This window comes from Streptomyces sp. NPDC005576 (assembly GCF_042871745.1).
Taxonomy (GTDB): domain Bacteria; phylum Actinomycetota; class Actinomycetes; order Streptomycetales; family Streptomycetaceae; genus Streptomyces.
In genome coordinates this window covers 93905-104740 of sequence record NZ_JBIAJC010000020.1, presented here as the reverse complement: position 1 = coordinate 104740, position 10836 = coordinate 93905, and the positions used below count along the sequence as shown (strand labels likewise).

Here is a 10836-nt window from a genome sequence, read left to right as displayed (position 1 = left end):
GGCGGGCCCCGCCCCCCCCCCCGGCGTCCGCCCGGGGGGGGGCCCGGGGGGGGTTTGGGGGGGGGGCCCCGGGGGGGGGGGGGGGGGGGCGGGCCCCCCCCCCCCCCACTCCCGTACCTCACCGCGTCAGACGCCGGCGACCCCGTTGGAGTACGACTTCATGAAGTACGTCGCGAAGCCGTTCTGCACCGGGTCGCCCGCCCTGTCGATGCAGTGCAGGATGCCGCCACCCCCGGGGCCGTTGAGGCAGACCGTCATCAGGTCGGTGAAGACGACGCCGGGGGTGTCGGGGACCTCGTAGGCGGCGGCGGTGTAGATGTCCGCCTCGAGGTTGAAGAAGCAGTAACTCCCCAGGCCCCAGGCGTGGTGCTCCCGCACCTGGTCGCCGACCTTGTAGGCGGCGTAGCCGAGGGTGGACCCGTGCCGCCAGGCCGACTGGGTGGGCACGTCGTACGGGTGCTCGTTCTGGAAGAAGTACGTACGGCCGTGCTCGCCCTGCCACAGCACCTCGTACTTCTGGTAGTGCTCGACGAAGAGTCCGTACGCGGTGACGTGGTCACCGTTCACCACGATGCCGGTGTCTGCCGGGTTGACCGTCCAGCCGACGGTGCCGTCGAGACCGTGGTCGGCGCGCCAGAGCCAGAGGTGGTCGCAGATCACGTCGTTGCTGTCGACCTGGACGCTGACTCCCGCACCGCCGGCCACCGCTCCGCCGATCCGGGCGACGACGTCGAACAGCACCGTCGGGTCGGCGCTGTGCCGCTGCCGGCTCCGGCCGTGGCCGACGCGCAGCAGTACCGGGGTGTGGTGGGAGGCCGCCTCGAACAGCAGGCCGGCGAGCGTGACGCCGGAGACGTCCGCGACCTCGATCACCGTGTTGCCCCGGGTGGAGCGCAGGGTGGCGAGGCCCAGGCCCAGGACCACGGTTCCGGCGCGGCTCACGCGCAGCGGTGCGGAGATGTCGTAGATGCCGGGTGTGATCAGGAGGTGCTTGCCCTGGGCGAGGGCCCGGTTGATCTCGGCGGCCGAGTCGCCGGGCCGGGCCACGTGGAAGCGCGACAGCGGAATGGTGCGTCCCCGGGCCGGGCCGTGCTCCCAGGTCGTGCCGGTGCTGTCGGTGCGCAGCGCGGGCACGAAGACCTGGTAGGAGCCGTGGCGGTCGACGGTGAGGAACGGCTTCTCCCGTACCGCGGGAGTGCGGTCGACGGTGGTCATCGGCGGGGCCGGGAAGGACTGCGCGGGGGCGCCCTCGGTGCCGACGAACACCATGTTCCAGTTGGAACCGGTCCAGCTGCCGAAGGTGTCGTTGCGCGACAGCCACTGCTGCTGGGAGCCGGAATCGACCTGTCCGTCCACCTTGCTGTCGGCCAGGAAGCCGCCGCTGGACCACTGGTTGCCGGGCGGGCTCGGCATCAGGGTCATGTTCCCCTTGATGTGGACGCGGCGCATCGGGGCGGCCTGGGAGACCGCCCAGCGCTCCAGCCCGTCCGGCGGCACGATGGTCAGGTTCTCCGCGGCCCGCCAGAAGTTCTGGGTGCCGTTTCCGTCGAACCACTGCGCGTCGACGGTGACATGACCGTTGATCACCACGTCGGAGGGGCTCGCACCGAGGCCCAGGACGTGGGTGTAGAAGCCGACGTTGATGTCGACGGTGTAGGTGCCCGGCTGGAAGGCCAGGGCGAAGCGCTCGTCGCCGAACTGGTTGGACTCCTGGACGGCGAACACGGCGTCGACCCGGGCCTGGATCGAGGCGTCGCTCATGGACGGATCGAAGACCAGGACGTTCGGGCCGAGCCCGGAGGAGGCGTGGCCGGTCCGGTGCTTGTCGGAGGCCCCCGACGCGAACGCCGGTGCTGAACCGGCTCCGCTGATCAGCGGCACCGAGGCAGCGGCAGCGGCTGCCCCGCGCAGCACACTACGGCGAGAGGGAATCATGGACACGGCTCTCCCTGCATGGCGTGGATGGACGGGACCATGACCCGGTCCCCGATCTCTGAGAGCGCTCTCTCAGCCACGAAGTGAATCACCGTCACCGGGGAGCGTCAATGCGCTTGCGCCAAGCAGCATTTGAAGAATCACGCCCGGACCCGACCGGACGAAGCCATGAAAAAGGCGCATGATTCCACCCCTCGGCTCCGTCGCCGCCGAACAGCGGCGGACCCGGTCAGGAAGTCCCTCAGCCTCCAGCCACCACCGGCCGGACCCGAGCGCGGATCTCCGCCGCTGACGCCGTCATCCCGGCCTGACGGCGGGCCGGCCCTGGTGGTCGAGACGGCCGTGGCGGTCGAGAGGGCCGTGGCGGTCGAGAGGGCCCGGGTCGTGCGTTGGGCCGGTGGAGCTCGCGGGCTCCGTGCTTCCGGCGGGTTCCCCGTAGTGGGCCCTGGAGCGGGCGTACGCCTCCGGTTCCGCCCCCACCGCGTCGAGCCCCAGCAGCACCGATCCCAGCACGGGCCGTTCGGCGACCACCCGTACCTCGGCCCGCGGAGCGCGCTGCGCCAGCAGGGCGCGGATGCGGCCGTCCAGCTGGGGGTGGCGGGCGGCCAGGACGCTGCCGCCGAGGAGCACCGGGACCTCCTCCGTGAGCAGGCCGAGGCGGGTGAGGGCGACGGTGGACATCGCCACGACCTCGTCCGCCATCCGGTCCACCACGGCCCGCGCGACCCGGTCCCCGTCCGCGGCCGTCGCGAAGAGCACCGGTGTCAGCTCGTGCTTGCGGTGCGGTGCGAGGTGGGCGAGGTGCAGGGCCTCGATCAGCGCGTACATGGAGGGGAGCCCGAAGTGCGCGGGCAGGGTGCGCATCAGCGCGGTGGCCTCGCCGCGGCCGTCCTCGGCGCGTGCGGCGAACCACAGTGCCTCGTCGGCCAGGCCGCCGCCACCACCCCAGTCTCCGGAGAGGCGGCCGATGGCGGGGAAGCGCGCGGTGCGGCCGTCGGGGAGCATGCCCGCGCAGTTGATCCCGGCGCCGCACACCACGGCCACGCCTCGCGGCTCGGCGTCCTCCGTCAGACCGGCGCGCAGAACCGCGAAGGTGTCGTTGCGCACGTCGACGCTCCGGGCCCAGCCCCGGCGCCGGATCGCCTCCGCCAACTGTGCTTCCTCCACGGGTAGATCAGCGTTGGCGAGGCACGCGGAGACGTGTTCGGCACCCACGGCGCCCGCTGCCGCGAGCGCGCGGTCGGTCACTTCGGCGAGCACGTCCACCGCCGGCTCGACGCCCACCCGGGGCGGCTGGAAGCCACCGCCCCGGGCCGTACCGAGGACGGTGCCGTCGACGGCGACGACGGCCACGTCCGTCTTGCTGTTCCCCGCGTCCATGGCGAGGAGGGAAGCGGTCAGGCCCACGCGAGGTGCTCCCGGTTGTGGGCGATCAGCTTGTCGGTGAGCGCTTCGGCGTACTCGAACTGGCCGATCAGGGGGTGCGCGAGCAGGGCCTTGAACACCCGGTCGCGGCCACCGCGCAGGGCGGCGTCGAGGGCGAGGTCCTCGTACGCCGTCACGTGGCCGATGAGGCCGGAGTACAGCGGGTCGAGTTCCGGCACGGCCAGCGGTGTGGCTCCCTGCGCGTCGATGGCCGCCTGGACCTCGATGACCGCGTCGTCGGGGAGGAAGGGCAGGGTGCCGTTGTTGGCGGTGTTGACGACCTGGAGGGGAGAACCGCCCGAGCCGAGCAGCCGGGAGGCCAGGTCGACGGCCGCCTCGGAGTAGAAGGCGCCGCCGCGCTTGGCGAGCAGGGCCGGTTTCTCGTCGAGGGCCGGGTCGCCGTACATGGCGAGGAGTTCCTTCTCCATCGCGGCGACCTCGGCGGCCCGCGAGGGCTTGGTACCGAGCTCCCGGACGACCTCGTCGTGCGCGTAGAAGTACCGCAGGTAGTACGAGGGGACCACGCCGAGCCGGTCCACGATCTCGCGCGGCATGTGCAGGTCGGCGGCGATGGACGCGCCGTGCTCGGCGATCAGCCGGGGCAGCACGTTCTCGCCGTCCGGACCGCCGATACGTACCCCGAGCTCCCAGGTGAGGTGGTTGAGGCCGACGTGGTCGAGGTGGATCTCGCCCGGGGTCACGTCGAGGAGTGCGGCGAACTTGCGCTGGAACCCGATCGCGACGTTGCAGAGGCCGACGGCCTTGTGGCCGGCCCGGAGCAGCGCCCGGGTGACGATGCCCACCGGGTTGGTGAAGTCGATGATCCACGCGTCCGGGTTGGCGCGCCGGACGCGTCCGGCGATGTCCAGGACGACGGGAACGGTGCGCAGCGCCTTGGCGAGACCGCCGGCCCCGGTGGTCTCCTGGCCGACGCAGCCGCACTCCAGCGGCCAGGTCTCGTCCCTGTTGCGGGCGGCCTGGCCGCCCACGCGCAGCTGGAGCAGGACGGCGTCGGCGTCGGCGACGCCCGCGTCGATGTCCGAGGTCGTGACGATGCGGCCCGGGTGGCCCTGCTTGGCGAAGATCCGCCGGGCGAGGCCGCCGACGAGTTCGAGCCGGTCGGGCGCCGGGTCGACGAGGACGAGTTCCTCGATCGGCAGGGTGTCGCGCAGACGGGCGAAACCGTCGATCAGTTCAGGTGTGTAGGTGGACCCGCCACCCACTACTGCGAGCTTCATCAATCAGCCCTTTACTCCGGTGAGTGTGACGCCTTCGACGAAGGCCTTCTGTGCGAAGAAGAAAACGATGACGACCGGCACCATGACGAGGAGCGTCGCGGCCATGGTCAGGTTCCAGTTGACGGCGTGGGCGCTCTTGAAGGATTCCAGCCCGTAACTCAGCGTCCAGGAAGCGGGGTTCTGCGCCGCGTAGATCTGCGGGCCGAAGTAGTCGTTCCAGCAGTAGAAGAACTGGAAGAGCGCGATGGCGGCGATCCCCGGCTTCGCCATCGGGACGATGATCGTCAGCAGCGTGCGGAGCTCCCCGCAGCCGTCGACGCGGGCCGACTCGATGTACTCCTTGGGGATGGTCAGCAGGAACTGCCGCAGCAGGAAGATCGAGTAGGCGTCGCCGAACGCCATGGGGATGATCAGCGGCCACAGCGTTCCGGAGAGGTGGAACTGCTGGGCCCACACCAGGTACATGGGAATCACGATGACCTGGGGCGGGAGCATCATCGTGGAGATGACGAGGATCATCAGCCCCCGCCGGCCGCGGAAGCGGAACTTGGCGAGCGCGTAGGCGACCGGGACGGCGGAGCAGACGGTGAGGAGCGTGCCGAGCCCGGCGTACACCAATGAGTTCTTCCACCAGGTGAGGAAGCCTTCCGTACGGAAGACGGCGGTGTAGTTCTCCCAGTGCCAGGAGTCGGGCCACAGGTCACCGCTCATGGCCTGCGCGTCGCTCATCACGGACGTCAGGAACACGAAGACGAACGGCAGGAGGAACAGCAGCGCGACAGCGAGGGCCACGCTGTGGACGGCGATCCAGTGCAGTACGCGGGTGCGCCGGGCCCGTGCGGCCTCGGGGCCCTGCGTGCCTGCGGTGGACGGGGCCCTGGTGGGGGCCGGGGCTTCGATGGTCGTAGTGGTCACCGGAATCAGTCCTCCGCCGAGAGCAGGCCCGAGCGCTTGCGCATGAGCAGCATGGTCACGGCCATCGCGATGGCGAACAGCACGAGCGACAGAACGCACGCCGCGCCGGTGTTGAAATTCTGGAAGCCCATCGAGTAGACGAGCTGCGGGACGGTGAGGGTCGAGTGGTCCGGGTAGCCGGGCTGGATGACCGAGCCCGGGCCGATCGAGACGCCGGAGGCGAGCTTCCCGGCCACCAGGGCCTGCGTGTAGTACTGCATCGTCTGGACGACGCCCGTGACCACCGCGAACATCACGATCGGTGTGATCGACGGCCAGGTGACATAGCGGAACCTGGACCACGCTCCCGCGCCGTCGAGTTCGGCGGCTTCGTACTGCTCCTTCGGTACGTCGAGCAGGGCCGCCATGAAGATCACCATCAGGTCGCCGATGCCCCAGAGCGAGAGCATGACGAGGGACGGCTTGGCCCAGTCCGGGTCGTTGAACCAGTTCGGACCGTCGATCCCGATGGCGGAGAGGATGCCGTTGACCGGGCCGGTCGCCGGGTTGAGGAGGAAGACGAAGGCGACGGTCGCGGCGACCGGGGGCGCCAGGTACGGGAGGTAGAAGGCCGTACGGAAGAAGCCGGGGCCGGTCTTGATCTTCGTGACGAGCAGTCCGAGCGTCAGCCCGAAGACCACCCGCAGCGCCACCATGACCACGACCAGCCAGAGGGTGTTCCACAGGGCGGGTCCGAACAGCGGCATCTGCTCGAAGACGTAGGTCCAGTTCCGCAGGCCGACGAAGGTCGGCCGCTCGATCTGGTTGTAGTGCATGAAGGAGAAGTAGACGGTGGCGATCAGCGGATAGGCGAAGAAGACGCTGAAACCGATCAGCCACGGGGAGAGGAAGCCGAGCGTACGCAGTCTGCGCCGCGTGGGCGGGGAAAGGGTGAGGGCCATGATGTGGTGCTCCTGCGTCGGTCAGCTCTTCGACTGGAGGGTGTCCGCGTCGATCTGATCGTCGAGCGCGCGCAGTCCCTTGTGCAGGTCAGGGATGCGTCCCGCTTCGACGGAGTAGGAGAAGTCCTGCAACGACGTGATGTACATGCCGCCGGTGACCGACTGCGGCATGGCCTGGCTGTACTTGTTCTGCGCGATGTCGATGAACGCCTTGAACGTCGGGTCGGCGTCCAGATCGGGTGACTTCAGCGCCGCGAACGTCGAGGGCACGTTGTGGATCGCGTTGGCGAAGTCCACCACCTGGCCGGTGTCCGTCGTCAGGAACTTGACCAGCTCGAAGGCCGCGTTCTGGTGCGTGCTGCTGTGGGCGACGCCGGTGACCGTTCCGGTGAGGTAGCCGCGCCCGTACGTGTCCGCCTGGTCGTCGGGCACCGGGAGCGGGGCCACGCCCCAGTCGAAGCCGGCCTTGGCGTCGTTCAGCATCAGACCGCGCCACTCGCCGTCGAGGTGCATGGCGAGCTTCCCGGTGAGGAAGGCGTTCTGCGCCGACGACTCGTCACCGAACGAGGTGCGGAACTTCTCCAGGGCGGCGTAACCGCCCTGCGCGTCCGCGAGTTGGCCGGCGACTCGGTAGAAGTCGGTCGTCGCCCTCTGTTCGGCGAGGATCGAGTGACCCTCCTTGTCGAAGTACGTGGGGCCCCACTGGCTGAACAGACGGTCCGGGCTGTTCTGGTACAGACGGAAGTTGGGCATGAAGCCGACCCGCTCGTACGCCCCCTTGCCGGAGCGCACGGTCAGCTTCTTCGCGTCGGCGACGAACTCCGACATGGTCCGCGGCGGACGGGCGATGCCCGCCTCCCGGAACGCGTCCTTGTTGTAGTACATGCCGAACGCGTCCGCGAGCAGCGGGAGCGCGCACTGCTTCCCCTGGTAACTCGTGTACTGCAAGAGGCTCTTGGGAAACACCTTCGTCTTGTCGACGCCCGCCTTGTGCAAGAACGGATCGAGGTCCGCCCACATCCCGGACTCGCAGTACTGGCCCACGTTGTTGGTGGTGAACGAGGTGATCACATCGGGTGCGCTGCCGCCACCGGCCCGCAGGGCCTGGTTGATCGTGGCGTCGGCGACATTACCGGTCGCCGACACGTGGATGTTGGGGTGGAGCTTCTCGAAGCGGGCGAGCGAGTCGTTGATCGCCTTCACTTCACCGGGCGACGACCAGCCGTGCCAGAACTTCAGGGTGACGGGGGCGGTCACGTCGTCCTCGGCGCTGCCGACGCCGGGGTTGGCGCAGCCGGACAGCAGCAGTCCGGCCGTGGCGAGTGCCACGGACACGCACGTGCGTATGCGCCATCGATGCATGGCGGCTTCCTTTGCGGTGGTCTCCCCGCAGGGGAGTGCGGAACAGGGGCGGTGGGGATCAGGCGGAGGTGTCGAAGACGGTGTGGCGCGCCCGGGTGAGGGCGCGGCGCAGGGCCCCGATGAGAATGGGATCGCCGTCCAGCTCGCTGATGCGGAGCTCGGGCCGGGGAAGGACGAGGCCGGTCATCTCCTGCTCCACGAGGGCGCGGAGAGATTCGCCGCCGGCCTGGGCGACTCCGCCCGACAGCACGACGAGGTCGGGGTCGACCACGGCGACGACCGAGGCAAGGCCGGTGGCCAGCCGACGGGCCAGTTCCCCGCGTACGGAGTCGTCGGCGAGCGCCTCCTCCAGCGAGGCACTGCCGCCGGCCAGCCGTCGTACGGCGGCCGCTGCGACCAGGCTCTGGAAGCCGCCGCCGGCGTCCTGGCCGGGCCGCCCGGCTTCCTCGCGTGCGAGGGGCGCGCCGGGCAGGGGCATGTAACCGATCTCGCCCGCCCCTCCGGTCGCGCCGCGCAACACGGCCCCTTCGAGCACGATGGCGGCGCCCACACCCTCGTCGATCCAGGCCAGCACGTAGTTGTCCCGGTTCTGGGCGGCGCCGCCGTACTGCTCGGCGAGTGCGGCGAGGTTGACGTCGTTCTCGATGTCCACCGGGGTGCCCAGCACCTCGGCCAGTTCGCCGCGCAGGGTGCGGGAGTGCCAGCCGGGCAGGTGCGGGGCGTACCGGAGCTGTCCGCTGCGGGGATCGATGGCTCCCGGCGTACCGATGACGGCGGCCGCGATCCTGTCGTGACCGAGCCCGGCCCGGCGGAGCGCTCCCTCCACGGCCTCGGCGACCAGTTGGGCGGTGCGGTGGCGAACGTCCTCGGCGACGGCGCTCGCCGCGATGTGGCAGCGGCCGGCCTCGCGCCCGGTGATGTCGGCGACGATCGCGGTGATGCCGGTGGGGCCCGCGGACAGGGCGGCGACGTACCCGGCGGAGGGTTCGACCTCGTAGAGCAGGGCGTTCGGACCGGGGCCACCGGTCTGCGACCCGACTGCCCGGACGAGTCCGGCACCCTGCAGGCGCTCCAGCATCTGCGAGATGGTCGCCTTGGAGAGGCCGGTGAGTTCACCGATGCGTGCCCGGGTCAGGGCGCCGTGTTCCGCGAGGAGATCGAGGGCCGCACGGTCGTTCATCGCACGCATGGTGCGCGGGGTACCCGGGGTTCCCCTCGCCGGAGCGACCATGGATGACTCCTGGATGAATAGTTAGGACACTTTCCGATCTGTTCGAGGAATGTAGGTCCGCCGGAGAAGGGCGTCAAGGGGTGTTCCTGCGGGAGAGGAACGTGAGGCCTCAGGGATGAAGTGTGACAACTCATCGTATGTCGCCACCGTCCGGGCGGCACGAGTGATGCTGCGCGAGGCCGTCGAGGGACGTCCTCGGGGGAAGCCCTTGCGGGACCTCGCCGGGGGAAGTGGTCGCGGGAAGCCCTTGCCCTCGACGGGGTCTGCCCGCGGGACGCTCCTGCCGCCGGAGTGGCAGCGACCGCACCGGCCCGCCGCCCCGCTCCCGAGGGCGGTCATGACGGCCGGGCAGGCCGCCGGTCCCGCCCGACCGCAGACCGCCAGAGGGCATGCCTGACGGGCCATCACTACTGACGGATCGTCACAAGGTTACGTCCGCAACGGATTTCAGCTGACGTCGTCACCGTGCAGAGGCTTCGGAGCGCCCGGTGGTACGAAGCACGCGGTGATGGTCTTGCCCGATGCCTGCGGATGGGTCGTCCAGCCGTCGGCGAGTGCGTCGACGAGAACCAGTCCGCGCCCTCCGAGCCTCGTGACGTCCTCGGGCTGCCTGGCGGGGGGAACGGGGTCCTTGTCGTGGACGCTCACGTGCAGGCAGTGGCTGTCCCAGGTCAGAACCAGTTGGGCGTCACTGTGCGCGTGCACGTGCGCGTTGGTCACCAGTTCGGAAACGCTGAGCAGGATCGCGTCCACCGATTCGGGTGCGTTCCTGGTCCACTCCAGGGACGCCAGGTGCTCACGCGTCCACCGACGGCCGGCCCGCACGCCCTGCGAGACCGGAAACGTCTGAGCCCATCCCATCGCGCGCAGCGACGTGTCCTTCGCCATTGTCCCTCCTCATTCCGCGGTCCTCACTCGTCTACCCCCAACCGCGTCTTCCTCCCCGTGAACGACGTGCGTGTCCGTCGGACGTCCCGGTGGGGGGCGACGGTCGCCCCGCGCGTCCACCGGGGCGGACCTGGCCACCCCGCCCGCGCCCGAGCGGGCGCTCGGCGCCCGGCCCGCGAATTCCGCTGCTGTTGGCGGACGTTGCTCCCTTCGCGGTCAGGCGCAGGCCGGGCACAGGCCTCGGTAGGTGATCTCCACCGATCCGACGGCGAACCCGAACCGCTCACCCTCGGGCAGGTCGCCGAGGGCGTCGCCGACCGGGTGGACATCGCGGACCGTGCCGCAGCCGGAGCACACCAGGTGCTGATGGGGGCGGCGTGCGTTCGGGTCGTACCGCTTGGCCCGGCCAACGGTGGAGACTTCCAGCACCTCGCCGAGGGCGACGAGTTCCCCCAGTGTGTTGTAGACGGTCGCGCGGGAGATCTCGGGCAGCCGCGCGGCGGCCCGCAGATGCACCTCGTCCGCGGTCAGGTGCACGTGGTCGCCGTCGAGGACCTCCGCGACGACACGCCGCTGCGAGGTCAGCCGCCAGTCACGGTCCCGCAGCCGCTCAAGTAGGCCGCTCATCTCGTCTCACCTGCTCCGCTTCGCGAGGGACGCCCGGCCCAGAAGGAACGGAAGGACCGGACGACCCCACATTTGTGCACTCTGGGTCTAGCGCTCTTCTTGACTTGGACGAAGTCCATCGTAGGATCGATTCTGGCTCCATCCAAGAGACAGGAAGACACCGGTACGGCAGCAGAGACGCGTGAGGGAGTGGTGCGGGTCGTGCACACGGCGCCGACGAGCACCGTCCTCGTCCCACCGCCCGGACCCACCGGTCCGGTGGTCCGTGAGGGCG

General features: G+C 70.1%; 9 protein-coding genes. All 9 read right to left on the bottom strand.

Features of this window, described 5'->3' with window-relative positions; translation table 11 throughout:
- Positions 1-126: 126 nt before the first annotated feature.
- Positions 127-1935 carry an adenylyl cyclase gene (locus tag ACFYPN_RS29775; RefSeq protein WP_358766035.1) on the bottom strand — a complete coding sequence of 603 codons (1809 nt, stop codon included), beginning with the start codon at positions 1933-1935 and terminating at the stop codon, positions 127-129.
- A gap of 297 nt (positions 1936-2232) precedes the next feature.
- Complete coding sequence (locus ACFYPN_RS29770) at positions 2233-3315, bottom strand: N-acetylglucosamine kinase (RefSeq protein WP_389302567.1); 1083 nt, start codon at positions 3313-3315, stop codon at positions 2233-2235.
- 17 nt (positions 3316-3332) lie between these two features.
- On the bottom strand, positions 3333-4598 hold the full coding sequence (locus tag ACFYPN_RS29765; RefSeq protein ID WP_389302518.1) for a 6-phospho-beta-glucosidase: 1266 nt from the start codon (positions 4596-4598) through the stop codon (positions 3333-3335).
- Positions 4599-4601: 3 nt separating this feature from the next.
- On the bottom strand, positions 4602-5513 hold the full coding sequence (locus ACFYPN_RS29760) for a carbohydrate ABC transporter permease (protein WP_389302516.1): 912 nt from the start codon (positions 5511-5513) through the stop codon (positions 4602-4604).
- Positions 5514-5518: 5 nt separating this feature from the next.
- Positions 5519-6454 carry a sugar ABC transporter permease gene (locus ACFYPN_RS29755; RefSeq protein ID WP_358766028.1) on the bottom strand — a complete coding sequence of 312 codons (936 nt, stop codon included), beginning with the start codon at positions 6452-6454 and terminating at the stop codon, positions 5519-5521.
- 21 nt (positions 6455-6475) lie between these two features.
- Positions 6476-7816 (bottom strand): extracellular solute-binding protein, encoded by a 1341-nt coding sequence (locus ACFYPN_RS29750; protein ID WP_358766026.1) that lies wholly within the window; start codon positions 7814-7816, stop codon positions 6476-6478.
- Positions 7817-7874: 58 nt separating this feature from the next.
- Positions 7875-9005 (bottom strand): ROK family protein, encoded by a 1131-nt coding sequence (locus ACFYPN_RS29745; RefSeq protein ID WP_389302513.1) that lies wholly within the window; start codon positions 9003-9005, stop codon positions 7875-7877.
- A 489-nt stretch (positions 9006-9494) separates the two neighbouring features.
- Entirely contained in the window at positions 9495-9935 is a 441-nt protein-coding gene (locus ACFYPN_RS29740) for an ATP-binding protein (RefSeq protein ID WP_358766022.1), read from the bottom strand.
- A gap of 216 nt (positions 9936-10151) precedes the next feature.
- Positions 10152-10562: a transcriptional repressor gene (locus tag ACFYPN_RS29735; RefSeq protein WP_358766020.1), complete on the bottom strand. Its 411-nt coding sequence runs from the start codon at positions 10560-10562 to the stop codon at positions 10152-10154.
- Positions 10563-10836 lie beyond the last annotated feature (274 nt).

Coding starts and splice junctions, on each gene's coding strand:
- ACFYPN_RS29775 (WP_358766035.1), bottom strand. CDS start 1,935: ATGATTCCCTCTCGCCGTAGTGTGCTGCGCGGGGCAGCCGCTGCCGCT.
- ACFYPN_RS29770 (WP_389302567.1), bottom strand. CDS start 3,315: ATGGACGCGGGGAACAGCAAGACGGACGTGGCCGTCGTCGCCGTCGAC.
- ACFYPN_RS29765 (WP_389302518.1), bottom strand. CDS start 4,598: ATGAAGCTCGCAGTAGTGGGTGGCGGGTCCACCTACACACCTGAACTG.
- ACFYPN_RS29755 (WP_358766028.1), bottom strand. CDS start 6,454: ATGGCCCTCACCCTTTCCCCGCCCACGCGGCGCAGACTGCGTACGCTC.
- ACFYPN_RS29750 (WP_358766026.1), bottom strand. CDS start 7,816: ATGCATCGATGGCGCATACGCACGTGCGTGTCCGTGGCACTCGCCACG.
- ACFYPN_RS29745 (WP_389302513.1), bottom strand. CDS start 9,005: ATGCGTGCGATGAACGACCGTGCGGCCCTCGATCTCCTCGCGGAACAC.
- ACFYPN_RS29740 (WP_358766022.1), bottom strand. CDS start 9,935: ATGGCGAAGGACACGTCGCTGCGCGCGATGGGATGGGCTCAGACGTTT.
- ACFYPN_RS29735 (WP_358766020.1), bottom strand. CDS start 10,562: ATGAGCGGCCTACTTGAGCGGCTGCGGGACCGTGACTGGCGGCTGACC.